The organism is Halosimplex salinum (assembly GCF_003730195.1).
GTDB lineage: Archaea > Halobacteriota > Halobacteria > Halobacteriales > Haloarculaceae > Halosimplex > Halosimplex salinum.
Map to the genome: position 1 here is coordinate 739,482 of NZ_QWGG01000001.1, position 15,292 is coordinate 754,773.

A 15,292-nucleotide genomic window follows, 5' to 3' on the forward strand; every position below is an offset into this window, starting at 1 on the left:
CGTCCCCCTCGTCGACACGGCCGTACCGCTGACGCCGGTCGAAGCGCTGTGACCGGTCGAAGCGTTGTCGCCGGTCGAATCAGTTCGAGGAGCGACGCCGAAGGAGAGAGTCGCGGTCAGTTATCGAGCGCGATGGCTTCGCCCGACTCGCTGGACCGGTAGATGGCGTCGAGGACGCGCTGGACGGTCAGGCCCTGGTCGACCGTGTTGCGTTCGGGCGTCTTGCCGGCCGCGCAGTGTTCGAGGAAGTAGGTCTGCTCGGCGGCGTGGGCGTCGTTGTTGACTGTGTCGATGTCGGACTCGACCATGTGGCCGGCGCCCGACGTGCCCGACTCGTGGAACGTGACGCCTTCACCGGGTCGGAAGGTAGCGCCCGCCTCCGTCCCGCGGAGGACGTACTCCTGTTTCTTGGGGCGGTTGACGGCCCACGCGACCTCGAGAGAGATAGTTCGGTCGTCCGCACAGCGGATGAAGGCGGTCGCGGAGTCGTCGACGTTGAACCCTTCCGGGCCCTGGTCGTCGCCCCACATCTGGATGTAGGTGTAGTCGTCGCGGCCGCCGAACTGCGAGCGCGTGAGGCCGCTGACCTCTTCGACCTCGGGGTAGCCCAGCATGTACAGCGAGAGGTCGACCGCGTGGACGCCGATGTCGATGAGCGCGCCGCCGCCGGCGACCTCCTTGCTCGTGAACCACGAGCCGCGACCGGGGACGCCCCGGCGGCGGATGTAGTTCGCTTCGACGTGGCTCAGTTCGCCGAAGCGGCCCTCCTCGCGGTAGCCGTTGATGACCTCGACGGGGTTCTCGAAGCGCGTGTGGAAGCCGACCATGCAGAAGCCGTCCGCGTCGTGGGCGGCCTCGGCGATGCGTTCGGCGCCCTCGAGCGTGTTGGCCAGCGGCTTCTCGACGAGGACGTCGAGGCCCGCCTCGAGCGCGTCGACGACGTACTGTTCGTGGAACTTGTTCGGCGTCGTGACGGCGACGGCGTCCGCCTGTTCGTACAGTTCGTGGTGGTCCTCGAACGTCTGAACGCCGAACTCGTCGGCGAACGACGCCCGAGCGCCCTCCGCGATGTCGACGCCGCCGACGAGGTTCGCGCCCTGGTCGACGAACCGTTCCGCGTGGTGGTGTCCGATGTTGCCCAGTCCGACGATGCCGAGTCTGACAGATGAGATATCGACCATGTTGATGATGACTCCGTGGAGTTCTCACGGAAACTCACACACGGACTACCGTAAATCCCCCGTCATCACTCCTTCGAACGGTCGAACGTGTGAAAGGTCCGTCGCACGCCCGAACCTGGTCACTCCACGGCCACGAGCCTGTTGAGCGCGTACACGGTCCGCAACACGTCGCCGGCGTCCCCGGCCGGAAAAACGAGCCCGTCCGTCGAACGGACGTGTTCGAGGACCACCGTCGACGCGTGCTCGGGTGCGGCGGCGATGCCCGCGTCCTCGGCCTCGACCCACTCCATCACTCGCAGGTCGCTCTTGCTGTCGCCGAGCACCAGCGCGAACGGATCGTCGATCCCGAGCACCTCGAACGCCGCCTCGACCCCCACCGGCTTGTTGAGTTCGCGACTGACGACCTCCGCCGCATCGCCCTCGTAGTAGCCGATGTCCACCCGGTCGAGGAACGAGGCGACCGCCTCGGGAATCTCGACGTCGCTCGGCAGTTCGTCGCGCGAGTCCAGCACCGCCTCGATCTCCGGGTCGCGGTCCGCGTAGAAGGCGCGCGTCCACTCGCCCGCGGGCGCATCGACGATGTCGGACGTCCCGTCCTCGCCGTCCCCTTTGTCGGACTCGACACCGTCGAGGCGGTCGCTGACGACGACGCCGAGGAGGTCCAGCAGGTACACGAGCGCGTCGTCGACGACGGCGGTCGCGTCTGGGCTCCCCGTCTCGAAGTTGGGCTTGAGCGTGACGTTGAACTCGTTGCCCTGAAGGTGACAGCCTCGCCGGACCGCCTCGGGCGCGTCCGAGAGCACGCGCTGGCGGAGCGTCTCGAACACGCCGCGCACGTCGTCCCCCAGGTCCTCGTAGAGCAGGCGCTTGGTCTCCGGGCCGTGGCCGGGCGTGAACACGCCGGTGCCGCTCTCGTAGACGACGCTCACGTCGCCGGAGTTGACAACGGCGTTGCCCAGTCCCTGACTGAGAAAGCCCTTGACGTTCTCGAGGGTCTGGCCGGTGCAGACGACGATCGGGACGCCGGCCTCGTGGAACTCGGTGAGGAGGTGGAGCGTCTCCCGCGGGATCTCGTTGTCGGTCGTCCCCGCAGAGCGGAGCGTCTCGTCGACGTCGAGGACGAGCACGTTCACCTGCCGGCCGTACTTGGTCGCGAGATCCAGGCCAGTGAAGGCCTGGTCGCGGGTCGCGTGGGCGGCCACGTCGGCGTACGTCGCGCCGGTGCCCGGGAACGCGTCGCGGATGTCGTCGCGGAGGTCGGCCAGTTCGTCGCTGGCGTCCTCCCAGTAGGCGAGCGCGACGCGGGAGTCGACCGGCGGGAACAGGTCCACGAACTCCTGGTGTGCGCGCAGGCGGTCCGCGTCGAACTCGTCGTAGAGGCGATAGAGCTGGTCGTACCGTTCCATACTTCCAGAATACGCTCCGCCGTCGTTGTGTAGGTTGGGATCGATGGCCGCGTGGGTCGTCGCGGATCGCCCGGTTCCACCACGCCCGCCGGGCTCCCGGGTGTGTGAGGCCGCGACGGGAACCCACAACGGGTAACACCCCCGGGTGCGAAAAGGCGGGTAAGACCCATGAAGAACATCGACGATCTCATCGACAGTGCGGCGGAGCTGGCCGAGCGGGGCCTCTCGAAAGGGGAGATCGCCGACGAGCTGAACGTCTCGAAAGAGACCGCGTCCTGGCTCGTCTCCCGGAGCGGCGCGACCACGACGACCACCCGAGACCAGTCGGCACAGAGCCCGCACGACATCCACGTCGACTGGAGCGCCATCGGCCGCGACAGCAACAGACTGACCCACGTCGGCCGCGCCGTCGCCGACCTGCTCTCCAAACAGGGCGAGGAGGTCGACCTGACGATCGGCATCGAGAAGGCCGGTGCCCCCATCGCGACGACGGTCGCGCGCGAACTCGACACCGACCTGGGCACGTACGCCCCGAGCAAACACCAGTGGGACGACGGCGAGACCGAGGAGCTCTCCGGGTCGTTCTCCCGCAACTTCGCGCAGATCCGCGACCGCGAGTGCTACGTCGTGGACGACACCATCACCAGCGGGACGACGATGACCGAGACCGTCGAGGCGATCCGCGACCAGGGCGGCGAGCCCATCGCGTGCGCCGTCCTCACCGACAAACGCGGCGTCGAAGAGATCGAAGGCGTCCCCGTCTACTCTCTCGTCCAGGTTCTCCGCGTCGGCCAGTCGAAGTAGTCTCCTCGCCGTCGCTATCGACCAGTTCCGACGCCCCGGAGCACGTCGGCCAGAAATCCTCCCTGTGGGTCAGCGCTCGACGTCTTCCCAGTGCGTGGAGGTGATGTGCGCGCCGGGCCGGTCGGGCGCCGTCAGCGTCAGTTCGTCGTCCTCCCACCGAACGACGAGTTCCGGGCGCTCGTCCGTCGGGCCGTCGCGGTCCGGCGCGTCGGCGGCCTGCGCTCGCACCAGGTCGTCGGTCACGGCGCGCCCGTCCCCCTCGAGCACTTCCTCCGTGAGCCCGACGCACTGGATCGAACGCGTCGTGTCGGTCGCCGCCGGTCGTCCCGAGCGCTCTGTCAGTTCGAACTGCGGGCGGTCGGCGGACCCACCCATCAGCGATCCCAGGCGTTCGCGGAGGGACCGCCCTGCCGAGCGGAGCCGTGCTGCGACGCGACTGAGTAGTGAAGCGGACCCGGTTCCCCGGTCGGTCTCCCCGACGGACCGACCCTCCCTGTCGGACCCGTCGACGGGGGTCTGGCTCATACCGGACCTTGGGCTGGGACGGTAAAAATCATTGTGCTAACGGGTACCATGCGGGTGGTAGTACCGGCTTCTCGTCAGGTCCGGGCGCCGACACTCGCGGTCAGTCGCCGGCCGCCGGAACGCTCTCGGGGGCCGGTTCGACAGTGTAGAGGCCGAAGAACGCTAGCGCCGCGACGGCGATGAACGCGCTCGCGGTGAAAAACGCCGTGAACACGGACGTCGCGTCCCAGAGCGCCCCGACCGTCACCGGCCCGACGACCTGCCCGATCTTCCAGGCGATCGACCGCAGGGAGAGGCTCCCCGCGACCGCGTCGAAGTGCTCGCCCTCCTCGACGAACAGCGCCATGCTCGCCGGCAAGCGGATGCTGTCCGCGATCCCACACACGGCGAACGCGCCGAACAGCGGGAAGAACGCCGGCGGGAGCGTCGCCGAGCGCCCACCGAGCGCGAGCGTCAGCGGCGCGAACCAGTCGACCGCGTACTCCGCGAAGGGGATGATCGCCGCGCCCAGCGCGTACAGCAGCGCGCCGACGAACACGAACAGGTGTTTGTGGCCGAGACTGTCCGTGTACGACCCGACCACGCCCTGCGTCAGCGACTTCGTGAGCTTCCCGCCCGCGAGGATCCCGCCGACGAGGATCGGATTCATGCCGAACCGCGTCCGCGCGTAGATGGGGAGAAAGAGGATGACGGCCATCTTCCCGAAACTGAGTCCGAGGCGGAAGACGACCAGCGCACGGATCGCCGTCCGCCCGAGTAGAAGTCTGAGCGTCTCGACTCCCGTCGCCTCGTCGGGGTCGGCCTGCCCGCCGGGGTCGTCGCGCAGGAAGAAGTACACGCCCACGGCCGCCAGCAGCGTCACGCCGCTGAGGACGGTGTACGTGAGCGTGAACCCGCTCGTGTACAGCAAGATTCCGCCCACGAGGTCGCCCGCCAGGCTGGAGAACGCGCCGACCTGGTTGTACGTGCCGAGCCACTGTCCGCGCTCGGCGTCGGGACTGATCTCGCCGACGACGGTCGACCCGGTGATCCACAGCAGACTCGCGCCCAGTCCCTGTACCGCGCGCATCAGGACCACGTGACTCACCGTTTCGACGAGCGCGAACCCGACGAAGACGCCGACGTTCAGGACGAGCCCGACCAGCAGGTACCGCTTCGCGTTGCCCGTGTCGATGGCCCGCCCCAGCGGGAGGACGATGACAAGCTGGACGAGCGCGAACGCGGTCCCGAACAGCCCCTCGACGGTCCCCGAGGTGGCGAAGATGTCGGCGTACAGGGCCAGCGCGATCGCGATCGTCGAGTACGCCTGTGACCGCGCGAACGCGGTGCCCGCGAGTGCGAGGAACTCCGCGTTCCCGAGCAGCCGCAGCGATCCCCCCGAGCCGTCGCTCACGGATCGTCGGTCCGTCTACAGCGGATAAGACGTTTCGTCACCGGCGGAGCCTTCCGCCTGTCGACGCGCGGTCACGTTCGACCGCCCGGCTCCACCCGGCCCCGTCGCGACCGCTACAGTTCGATCCGCTCGACGATGTTCTCCCCGCCTTCCGAGGAGTTGACTGCCACGATCCGGACGTGCTCTTCGAGTCCCGACCCGATGAGCTTGGCCTTGAGCAGTTCGTCGACCTGGTAGACGCCGGCGGCGTTGTGCATCTCGATCTCGACGAGGACGGCCGCGCCGTCGCCCGCTTTCAGCGTCACCGACTCGATGGCCTGACTGGAGACCGTGTTGATCCCGCGCCCGCCGCGCTCGTAGGGGTACCGCGACCGCCCGCGTTCCATGTCGAGCCCGTCCGCGAGTCGGAGCACGCCCGCTTCCGTCGTCAGCGGCGTCTCCTCGGTGTGGTGACAGAGGATCGCGTGCAGCACTTCGCCTTTCATCCGAACGGCGTCCGCGGTGTCGTACCACTCCGGCAGGATCCGGTCCAGCAGGTCGGCCGCGAGCGGGATGGAGTAGTACGGGTGTTCGTCCCGGTGGACGACGTGGCCGATGTCGTGGAGCGTCGCCGCGAGCGCGACGATGACCGGTTCGTCGGCCTCGTCGAGCCCCTGGTCGGCCGCCCCGTTGAACTCGACGTTGCCCGCGTGAAAGAGTTCGTACAGCGTCAGCGCGCGGTCCCGCACGATGCTGACGTGTTTCGCCCCGTGGTCGTTGTACCGCATCCGCGAGACGGGATTGACGTTCTGGGCGTCGAGATACGTCTGGACCTCCTCGTCGGCGTCGAGGAAGACGAGTACGTCGTTGAGTCGCTCGTCCGGGAACGCGTGCTCGGCGTCTGGCTCGTAGGAACGGCCGTCACTCATGTAACCAGTAACCGCCCGCGGACGCAAAAACCCCGCGCGTTCTCGGCTATCTCCTTCGACGTCGCACCGCGTCGCGTCACGCCTGATCCGCTCACGAGAGGGCAGTCACTGCCTCGTGGACCTCGTCGTAGTCCGGTTCGACGCCCGGGTCGTCCGAGACCCAGGCGTACTGGACCACGCCGTCGCTGTCGATCACCAGGACCGATCGCTTCGCTACGTCGTCGACGCCGAGCGACGCGAAGTCCATGCTCAGGCCGTACGCGTCGACGATTCGGCGGTTCGTGTCGCTTATCATGTCGAACGTCAGGCCGTTCTCCTCGCGGAAGGCGTTCAGCGCGAACGGCGTGTCGACGCTGATCCCGTACACCGTCGCGCCCAGGTCAGCGAACTCGTCGAGTCGGTCCTCGAACGTCTCCATCTCGTGCGTGCAGACGCCCGTGAACGCTCCGGGGAAGAAGACGAGGACGAGCGGTGCCTCGTCGAGGCGGTCCGACAGCGAGAACTCCATCACGTCGCCGTTCGCCAGCGGTGCAGTGAACTCTGGCGCGGCGTCTCCGACGTCGACCATGAGCGAAGGTCGGACTCGCGGCGGAAGGGTGTTGTGTCACCGGAGGGGGTGGCCGGATCCGCCGGGGAAAGATTGATTTGAGGGATCTCCGGGGAATGATACACAGCAAAAAGGTTATAATTGGGACCGAGTAAGCGTCGGGTAGAGATGTTGGACACACTCATCCCCCTGTTCCCGGTCGGGGGTATGCCGGGCGGGACGGAGCTGATCGTCATCCTGCTGATCGCCGTGTTGCTGTTCGGCGCGAACAAGATCCCGAAACTCGCACGGTCGACCGGTCAGGCCATGGGCGAGTTCCAGAAGGGGCGCGAGCAGGTCGAACAGGAGCTCGAAGAGATGAAAGAGGGCGCGACTATCGACGACGAGGGCAACATCGTCGACGAGGACGGCGAAATCCTCAAGACCGAGGAAGAGCGCGAGGCCGACAAGGAAGCGTCGACGTCTTCGGCCGCCGAATAACGGTCCAGTTCTCCCCCCTTCATCCACCGCAGTGAGCAACAGCAAGGGTTTTTCTCCCGGCGCTCAGTGCTCTCGGTAGGGCGTGTGGCCTAGGGGACAGGGCGAGGGGTTCCTAACCCCTCGATCGCGGGTTCGAATCCCGCCACGCCCGTGCAGCGACCGAAGGGAGCGAACCGGCATGGCGGGATTCGCAACCCTGGGAGTCGCAGTGCGCGCAGCGAACGAAGTGAGCGAGCACAACCGTCTCCCTCCGGTTCGAATCCCGCCACGCCCGTTCTGCGAGGAGCGGACGCGACGAGCGAACGGGCACGGGATTCGAATCAGGGAGGAGCTTTGCTCCGACCGTGGTTCGAATCCCGAAAGACGCCTGCGGCGTCTCCCGACCATCGCGAAACCTCCGGTTTCGCTCACTCCCGCCACGCCCGCTTCGCGGTTCCTCACGTCCGTTCGGAACACGCTCGCGTGCGTGGCGTAGTTCGCAAACGCTTCGCGTTTGCTCACTCCCGGAAGACGCCGGCGGCGTCTTCCGACCCTCGCGAAACCTTCGGTTTCGCTCAGTCCCGCCACACCCGTTCGCGGTTCCCAATCACAAGCCTGCAGCGTTGTGAGAGTCGAAATCGGCGGTCGGTTACTGGTTCGTCTCCGGTTCGCTGCCAGTCAACGCGGCGTAGCGATAGTAGGGCCTGTAGCCGAGTATCCGTCCCACCGGCGCGAGGACTGCGAAGAGCAGCTTCTGTACCCACTGTGGCGGGCCGGCCAGCCGAAAGACATCCCAGTACGCCTGCATGATAACGGCCGTCTGGAGCAGGTTCGGGACGCCGGCAGCGTTGACCTTTCCCGCTTTCGCGAGTCCAGCCACCGTCTCGATGAACATCTCGAAGTTGCCCGGCGGTCGGAGCTCCATCGTCCCTCGTACTTGTTCGTCGCTCTCGTTCCAGTACCGGTGGGGTAGCCCCGCTGGCACCGTCGCCGATTCGCCTTCTTCGAGGATCCATTTCTCGCCGTCGACCTCTAGATTGAGCCTCCCGGCATCTATCTCGAAGGTCTCCGACTGTTTCGGGTGAATATGTAGCGGTGGCCCCTGTGCGTGCGGCGCTTCGACGATCTCTATCAGGACGTATTCGCCGCCCGTGTCGGCACTACGTTCGAGGAACGTCATCCGCGATCCCGTAACCGGGTTGTCGACGGTGTCGGTTCCCTCTGATCTGTCGATCGATATCGTGGTGTTCATGGAATGGTGGTGGCGTCAGATCTGACCGATCACGGCTGGGCGGGCATCCCACCGGGGGGAGAGATAATGCCTAGTTGGTGGAGCATACCGAGCGTGTCGGGGTGTAACCAACGCTCGGCGACTTTGCCGTCCTCGATCCGTGTGAAGACCATATTCTGGATCTCGAAGGACTCGTTCGTCGGTTCCATGCCCATGAAATCCCCCTCGTGGGTTCCCCGTAGCGTCAAGCGCATGGCGACCGTATCGCCTTCGGTGATGGCGTCCTCGACGGTCGCACTGAAATCAGGGAACGCCTCCAACCACTGTCCGAGCGACTCTCTGATCTCCTCGGTGCCTCGGGCCTCCTGACCGAACGGGGCGTGTTCGACTGCGTCCTCGGTGAACAGGTCCCCGACGAGATCGAGATTTCCGTCGGTCGCGACGTCCTCGGGGACGCGTCTGGCGATGCGTTCGTTCTCCGTGGTCGGTTCAGCCATTGGAATGTCTCCACGTAGGGATCAACCAGTTAGACAAAAGATATTGTTGCCAGTTAACAGCGAACACGTAGAGTTCTCGATCAGGTTGTCCCGGGCTCTCCCCTCTAGTAGGCAGGAATTCGGAATGGAGTCCCTGTCTCGGGAAGGCGGGGAGGAGATAACGAAGTTCCGAAAAAGTAGCTAGAATCAGTTACGAAGAGCGTGCGGAATACAGAGGTTGTAGTCACAGTATCCGCCCTTCCGAGAGCTATCCTTATGCGCGAGCGCGTCAAACTATCGACGTTATGCCCGGCATCCAGTGTAACGGTGCGGACCTCTACTACGAGGACCAAGGCGATGGAGAGCCCCTCGTCTTCCTGCACGGAGGAACCGCGGGCCTCAGGTTCTTCGAACCACAGTTGACCAGCCTATCGGACGAGTACCGCGCGCTCGCCGTCGATTTCAGAGGGCACGGACGATCGGAGAAGACGGAGCTCGGTCACACGCTGTCACAGTACGCCCGTGACGTGCGCGAATTTCTCCTCCGACTCGACCTCGATGACGTCGTCGTCGCCGGGTGGTCGATGGGTGCGCTCGTATCCTGGGAGTACATCCATCAATTCGGGACCGACCGGATTCGATCCATCGTCGATATCGATATGGAGCCCTCGCCGATAAAACGGGACGACTACGAATTCGGGAGCTACGGGCGTGACGACCTCGCGGAGGCAGTCGACCGGATTCAGACGGACCCGCTCGACCTCCTCGACGAGCAAGCGACGGCACTGCTCAAAGAGAGCCCATCCCGTGAGCTTCGCAATCTTGTGCTCGACGAGGGGTCTCGAGTCCCACCGGCGATACAGGGGACTCTCCTGTTCGGATTACTTCAGCTGCGCGATTACCGGGACGTGCTCCCTTCGATCGACGTCCCGGCGCTAGTGTGTGCCGGTGCAGACGAGAAATGGCGGAGCGTGGAGTCCGTCGAATACGCTGCGGAACTCATCCCGGATTCCAGATTCGAACTCTTCGAAGACAGCGGGCACTGCATCACCGTCGAAGAGCCCGAACCGTTCAATCGAATCGTTCGCGATTTCATACGCGCCCACTGACGACTGCGAGCCGTGTATCTTGGACGCCTCGGTCGGCCGATAAAGGATTCCTCGGCCGTGTTTAGACGGCGGAGAGCACGGCTCACGAAAGCAGCCCGGAAACAGAACGACTCGATTATCGTGCACGGACGCTGTTCCGCGTCTAAACGAGGCCAGAGAGAGAGTATTTGGCGGGAAGCTACCGTATCGTCGGTATCCGTGCCGGTAGATGCGGAGGAGATTCTTAGTAGCTGGTCAGTGTGGAACTGTCTATGCGGGACGACCGGACGTGCTCGGGTGTCGGGATAGCGGTCTGTCTCTCGGCTTCCGCGCTCGCGCTCGCAGTCGCACCATTGTTCATGCCCGAGGGATACTCCTGGGTCACCCACACGACCAGTGAGTCGGCTGCTCAAGGCCTTGGGGAAGCGTGGATCGCCCGACTCGGGTTTCTCTCGTTCGGACTCGGCGTCATCTGGCTAGCCGCGGAGCGACGGGCCGCCTGGCAGCGGTGGACCAGCGTCTTCCACGCCGGGTTCGGTGTCTTCATGGTCGCAACGGCAGTGTTCTCGACGCGGTCGTGGGACGCGGCGATGCCGTACAGTCCAGTCGAGGACGCCCTTCACTCGGTAACCGCTACACTTCTGGGGTTCTGTTTCGCGTTCGGTGTGTTGACCCTCTCGCTGCGACGACTGAAGGAACAGCGTGCCGTTCGGTGGTTCGATTTGTTCGCTCTCGGCGCGACCGTCGCGGTACCGGCAGCGATGACGCTGCTGGCCCAGTTCGCTGGCGTGTTCCAGCGAATCATGTTCCTCGTGGCCTACGTCTGGTACCTGCGAGAGGCCTATCTGCTTTCGAGTCACTCTGACCGCCACACGAGGCCGTCACGGAGCGAGTCTTCCGGTGGGCGCAGCGACCCGTGAGCGAGTCAGCACCCGCAACCTCCGCTTCCGAACCGCGTTCGGGTGGGAAACTCGTCGTGGCCCGAGTCCCGCCCCACCTGCGACGCCGGGAACACGCGGCGAACGTGTGGCTGACGCGAAACGAGGGGCCGGACTCACGGGCGTTCGACGAGGAAGGTCTCCAGCGGCCACCGGGGAGTGTGATCCTGTTCCGCTCGCGGATACCCGAGACGGAATAGGTGCTGTGGCGAACCGTCGTGCCCGTCGAGCAGGGACGTCAGTTCCGTGCGCATCTCGGGGCGTTCCAGGATCTGGCTCATCGGGTGGACCGCGACGCCGTTGCGTTCCGCGGCCAGAGCCGCGCGCTCGAAGACCTGACCGGCCCTGATGCGTGCCGACGGGTCGTCCGAGTCAGTCACGAGCAGACCGACGGCCGGTGCACTCTGGATCAGTTTCGAGTTCTTTTTCGCTTCGCTGTCCCCGATATCCAGGTGACTGACGACCGCCTGCCCGATCCGTGCCTTGAGCCACGAATCGCCGAGCGCACCGATCCCGATCCAGTACCCCAGCTCTCTGCGATACTCCGAGTCGTCCATCTGGAGACGGTCGGCCTCGGCCTGTAACTCGGCGATCGATGCCTTCCGCTCTGGCTCGTCGACCATCACGAGTGTCACGTCGTCCCCCAGGACGCAGTTTCGGAGTTCGTCCCGAACTGCGTCACCGAGTGGCGCGTCCCGGAAGAGGTGGTGATTCGTGACTCGCTCGGTGATCGCGTCGAACAGTTCTGGCGGACGGTCTGACGACGGCTCGCTGTCGGGCTGAAGGGTGACGACGACTGGCGGCGTATCGTCGTGATACGCCACATCGAAATCGACGTCGAACCGTTCAGCGGCGACACAGAGGTTCTCGACGGCACACCCGAGGCTGACGTACAACTCTCGCATGTCGTGGTCAGCCGCGTCCAGCCAGCGGTCTTCGGCCGCGTGAACTTCGATCCGTCCGCCGTCGACGTGGAACTCCCAGGGCTGGGAGTTGTGGCTCGACGGGGCGAGAATCGCGTACCGGAGGAGGAACCGCGCACGGTCCGGGAGCGGCGCGTCGGCCGGAAATCTCCCGTCGTCGATGTTCCAGACCTCGTGCGTCAGGTCGGAGGACGCCATGCCACGACATTACACGCCTACTTCATTGAGACTACCGCTGCGAGTCCCCGGCCGAACGGCGGTGACCCATCTCAGTCCCGCTCGTGGATCCGCATCATCACCGGATCGCGCGGTCGCGCGGTGATCGTCGCGACCAGATCGAGCGAGGGGTCCGACACCAGTTCGAGGTGGTAGCGCTGGAGCAGCGTGGCGAGGACGACCTTCGCCTCCAGCATCGCGAAGCGGTCCCCGACGCAGCGCCGCGGACCGGCGGAGAACGGGAAGTACGCCAGAGGCGGAAGCTCGGCCTCCATCTCGGCGGTCCAGCGCTCCGGTCGGAACGCCATCGGGTCGTCGTAGTACTCGGGGTCGCGGTGGACGGTCCACTGGTTGATGGATATCGTCGCCCCCTCCGGGATCGTGTAGCCCGCTATCTCGTCGCGGTCGGTGGCCTCGCGGATGATCCCGGGTACTGGCGGGTAGAGCCGCATCGATTCCTCGACCACCTTCTCGAGATAGGGGAGGTTCCGCACGTCTTCGAAGCCGGATGGATCGCCCCCCAGTTGCTCGTCGAGTTCGTCGAGCAGACGCCGTTCGACCCTCGGATGCTGGGCGAGCAGGAAGGTGGTGAACGTGAGCGCGAGCGCGGTGGTCTCGTGGCCGGCGAGCAGGAGCGTCATCACCTCGTCGCGGATCTGCTCGCGGGACATCCCCCTCCCGGTCTCGTCTTCCACCGAGAGCATCCGCGAGACCACGTCGTCGCCGGGATTCCGCGACCGCTCGTCGACGATCCGGTAGACGACGCGTTCCAGGTCCGCGATGGCGCGGTCGAGGCGGCGCTTCCCCGGCGTCGGCACGTCGACGGGGAGCATGTCCGCGCTCAGCCCCTCCTGGTAGTCCATCACGACTTCAAGGGAGGACGCGACGGTGTCGACGTCCCGGCCCACGTCCACGCCGAAGAGCGCGTCGGCGACGATCTCGAGGGTGAGCTCCATCATGTCCTCGTTCACGTCGCGGACGGCGCCGTCGCGCCACTGCGCGGCGGTCTCTTCCGTGCGCTCGACCATCGTCTCGGCGTACTCGGCGATGCGGTCGGGTTCGAACGCCGGGCCGATGAGGTGGCGCTGGCGCCGCCAGAACTCGCCCTCGCTGTTGAGCAGACCGTTGCCGAGGACCGGTCCGAGCGACTCCTGGAACAGTTCCCCCTTGACGTAGTTCTCGTTGTTGTGGACGAGGACATGCTCGATCCCCTCGGGACTGTTCACCTGGTAGAACGATCTCCCGAGCACCTCGTAGTAGGCGATGTCGCCGTACTCTCGGGCACAGCGTTCCGTGAAGGCGTACTGGTCGCGGACGAACTCGACGAGGTTGCCGACCACCGGGTAGCCGCTCGGTCCCGGCGGGCGGATCACGTCCGTCGCCGCAGTCGGTTCCTGTTCCATGCCAACTGATACGCGGGCAACAGGAATAATGCCTCGGCGGATCGGCCTCTCCGACCGCTCCCGCTCGGGAGGCTCACTTCCCCTCGAACTCGGGGTCGCGGCCCTCGCGGAAGGCACGTCGACCCTCCTCGAAGTCCTCCGTGGTCGTGAGAAAGCCGAAGGCCTGACTCTCCATGGCTATCCCGGCGGCGAGGCTCGTGTCCTCGGCGTTGTTCAACACGTTCTTCGCGACCTTGAGCGCCAGCGGCGGCCCCGATACGAGGTCTTCGACGTACGAGTCGACTGTCTCGTCGAACTCCGCCGGCGGGACGGCGCGGTTGATCAGCCCCCAGTCCGCGGCGCGCTTGGCGTCGATGCGGTGGCCGCGGAAGACGAGTTCCTTCGCACGCGCTTCGCCGACGAGTCGGACGAGTCGCTGTGTCCCCCCGCCGCCCGGGAGGAGGCCGAGACCGACCTCCGGGAACCCGAACTCCGCGTCGGCGGTCGCGACGCGCATGTCGCAGGCGAGCGCGAGTTCGTGGCCGCCGCCGAGGCAGTACCCCCGGATAGCGGCGAGCGTGGGGCGGGGATACTCGGCGACTACCTCGTACAGGGGCGTCACGTCGATCGCTTCGGCTGGCGTGCGGTCGGCGACGCTCTCCACGTCCGCGCCGGCGCTGAACGCCTCGTCGCCGGCCCCCTCGAACGTCACACACCGGACACGCTCGTCGTCGATGCGTTCCAGCAGGTCCACGACCCCTTCGCGGACCGCGTCGTCGATGGCGTTGAGGCTGTCGGGACGGTCGATCGTGATCGCGAGGCGGCCGCGTTCGTTTAGCTCACAGGCGATCGAATCGTGCTCGCTGTCGAACTCCACCACGTCCATGTGCGGAGTCCTCGCGGCAGGGGCAAGAAGACGGCGGCGAGAGCGGCGGCTGGTGCGGCGTGGACGCCGTGAGAACTGCAGATAGGGCGGGTCGGGAGAGACCGACCGCGCTTCGGACGAACTCCGGGGGCGCCGAGAGCCTTACAGCTTCTTCTCGGCGTCTTCGGCGAGTTCCTTCATGCGCTTGCCGACGCGGCCGGCGTCGGAGAACTCGTCTTCGCTCATCGCGGTGGCGAGCGCGTTGCCGAGGACGAACACGGCGTGTTTGTGCTCGCTCTTGGACTTGTGGACGTCGTCGGGCGTCACGTCGAGTTCGCCGTAGGGGTCGAACAGCGTCTCGTCGACCTCCTCCAGGTCGGCGAAGTACTGCATGATCGTGACCATCTGCGCGTGAAGTTCGAGAAGCTCGTCCTTGTGCATGGGGGTCTGTAGGGTAACCGCCGGTTTAACAATTGTCCGTCAGAGGGTCACACGGGGACCTGCGCGGCCGTCAGAACACGTACTCGTCGTCGTGGCCCATCATCCCGTCGTCCTCGTACCCCGCGTCCTCGTCGTCGTCCATCGGTCCGCTCGTCTTGTACGCCTTCAACCCTGTCGAGAGCAGGTCCTCGATCGCCTCCTCCCGGTTGAGGAACTCACCCTGCTCGACGAGCTGGGTGATACGCATCTCGAGGTGCTCGGGGATCGTCAGGTCAACCTTGGGCATCGGATCGGTCGACTCTTCGGTGAGGGGGTATATAACTCTGACGGGGGTGGGCACGGGACTGATCACCTTCTCTCGTGCGACTTTTCAAGATCTGATCGCCGCGGCCGCGGCGGAATCGATCGCCCGTCGAGTGGTGGCGCGCACGCGCCTCTCCCACCGATGGTACGCGTCGGGCGCACGGGACGGGCGGAAGTAGTTAGGCTGAAAGGCATACGGTCCTAAG

16 protein-coding genes, 1 tRNA gene and 1 pseudogene are annotated in these 15,292 nt (G+C 65.8%); 5 read left to right on the forward strand and 13 right to left on the reverse strand.

Annotated elements, in window-relative coordinates; translation table 11 throughout:
- Positions 1-116: 116 nt before the first annotated feature.
- A complete protein-coding gene (locus D1409_RS03685; protein WP_123534126.1) occupies positions 117-1,181 on the reverse strand; it encodes a Gfo/Idh/MocA family protein in 1,065 nt (354 codons plus the stop codon).
- A gap of 119 nt (positions 1,182-1,300) precedes the next feature.
- Complete coding sequence (locus D1409_RS03690) at positions 1,301-2,587, reverse strand: HAD family hydrolase (protein ID WP_123534128.1); 1,287 nt, start codon at positions 2,585-2,587, stop codon at positions 1,301-1,303.
- Between the two features lie 168 nt (positions 2,588-2,755).
- On the opposite strand from D1409_RS03690, the gene gfcR reads away from it, so the two are divergent.
- Positions 2,756-3,391, forward strand: coding sequence for a transcriptional regulator GfcR (gfcR, locus tag D1409_RS03695; RefSeq protein ID WP_123534130.1), 636 nt, complete (start codon positions 2,756-2,758; stop codon positions 3,389-3,391).
- Positions 3,392-3,460: 69 nt separating this feature from the next.
- Here the strand turns inward: gfcR and D1409_RS03700 are convergent, their stop codons facing one another.
- The 4 genes from D1409_RS03700 to D1409_RS03715 form a co-directional block, all read right to left on the reverse strand.
- On the reverse strand, positions 3,461-3,916 hold the full coding sequence (locus D1409_RS03700) for a hypothetical protein (RefSeq protein WP_123534132.1): 456 nt from the start codon (positions 3,914-3,916) through the stop codon (positions 3,461-3,463).
- Between the two features lie 100 nt (positions 3,917-4,016).
- Positions 4,017-5,309 (reverse strand): MFS transporter, encoded by a 1,293-nt coding sequence (locus D1409_RS03705; protein WP_123534134.1) that lies wholly within the window; start codon positions 5,307-5,309, stop codon positions 4,017-4,019.
- 113 nt (positions 5,310-5,422) lie between these two features.
- On the reverse strand, positions 5,423-6,217 hold the full coding sequence (locus D1409_RS03710) for an HD domain-containing protein (RefSeq protein WP_123534136.1): 795 nt from the start codon (positions 6,215-6,217) through the stop codon (positions 5,423-5,425).
- 91 nt (positions 6,218-6,308) lie between these two features.
- Entirely contained in the window at positions 6,309-6,785 is a 477-nt protein-coding gene (locus D1409_RS03715; RefSeq protein ID WP_123534138.1) for a redoxin domain-containing protein, read from the reverse strand.
- A 147-nt stretch (positions 6,786-6,932) separates the two neighbouring features.
- Here D1409_RS03715 and D1409_RS03720 point away from each other — a divergent pair, with 147 nt between their 5' ends.
- The gene (locus D1409_RS03720; RefSeq protein WP_123534140.1) at positions 6,933-7,244 is read left to right on the forward strand and encodes a Sec-independent protein translocase subunit TatA/TatB; all 312 of its coding nucleotides are present in this window, start codon (positions 6,933-6,935) and stop codon (positions 7,242-7,244) included.
- Positions 7,245-7,322: 78 nt separating this feature from the next.
- A tRNA-Arg gene (locus tag D1409_RS03725) sits at positions 7,323-7,395 on the forward strand.
- Between the two features lie 477 nt (positions 7,396-7,872).
- On the opposite strand, the gene D1409_RS03730 is transcribed toward D1409_RS03725, so the two are convergent.
- Together D1409_RS03730 and D1409_RS03735 are read right to left on the reverse strand one after the other, a co-directional pair.
- Positions 7,873-8,475, reverse strand: a complete 603-nt coding sequence (locus D1409_RS03730) for a cupin domain-containing protein (RefSeq protein WP_123534142.1) — start codon at positions 8,473-8,475, stop codon at positions 7,873-7,875.
- Positions 8,476-8,504: 29 nt separating this feature from the next.
- On the reverse strand, positions 8,505-8,951 hold the full coding sequence (locus D1409_RS03735) for an ester cyclase (protein WP_123534144.1): 447 nt from the start codon (positions 8,949-8,951) through the stop codon (positions 8,505-8,507).
- Positions 8,952-9,235: 284 nt separating this feature from the next.
- On the opposite strand from D1409_RS03735, the gene D1409_RS03740 reads away from it, so the two are divergent.
- On the forward strand, positions 9,236-10,039 hold the full coding sequence (locus D1409_RS03740; RefSeq protein WP_123534146.1) for an alpha/beta fold hydrolase: 804 nt from the start codon (positions 9,236-9,238) through the stop codon (positions 10,037-10,039).
- 251 nt (positions 10,040-10,290) lie between these two features.
- A complete protein-coding gene (locus D1409_RS03745) occupies positions 10,291-10,938 on the forward strand; it encodes a DUF998 domain-containing protein (RefSeq protein ID WP_123534148.1) in 648 nt (215 codons plus the stop codon).
- A gap of 134 nt (positions 10,939-11,072) precedes the next feature.
- On the opposite strand, the gene D1409_RS03750 is transcribed toward D1409_RS03745, so the two are convergent.
- The 5 genes and pseudogenes from D1409_RS03750 to D1409_RS03770 form a co-directional block, all read right to left on the reverse strand.
- Positions 11,073-12,077 (reverse strand): Acg family FMN-binding oxidoreductase, encoded by a 1,005-nt coding sequence (locus D1409_RS03750; RefSeq protein WP_123534150.1) that lies wholly within the window; start codon positions 12,075-12,077, stop codon positions 11,073-11,075.
- A 71-nt stretch (positions 12,078-12,148) separates the two neighbouring features.
- Entirely contained in the window at positions 12,149-13,498 is a 1,350-nt protein-coding gene (locus tag D1409_RS03755) for a cytochrome P450 (RefSeq protein WP_123534152.1), read from the reverse strand.
- Positions 13,499-13,571: 73 nt separating this feature from the next.
- A pseudogene (locus D1409_RS03760) lies at positions 13,572-14,339 on the reverse strand (enoyl-CoA hydratase/isomerase family protein); the annotation flags it as partial.
- A gap of 165 nt (positions 14,340-14,504) precedes the next feature.
- Entirely contained in the window at positions 14,505-14,783 is a 279-nt protein-coding gene (locus D1409_RS03765) for a UPF0058 family protein (protein WP_123534156.1), read from the reverse strand.
- 70 nt (positions 14,784-14,853) lie between these two features.
- A complete protein-coding gene (locus D1409_RS03770) occupies positions 14,854-15,069 on the reverse strand; it encodes a ribbon-helix-helix domain-containing protein (RefSeq protein ID WP_123534158.1) in 216 nt (71 codons plus the stop codon).
- Positions 15,070-15,292: the final 223 nt, after the last annotated feature.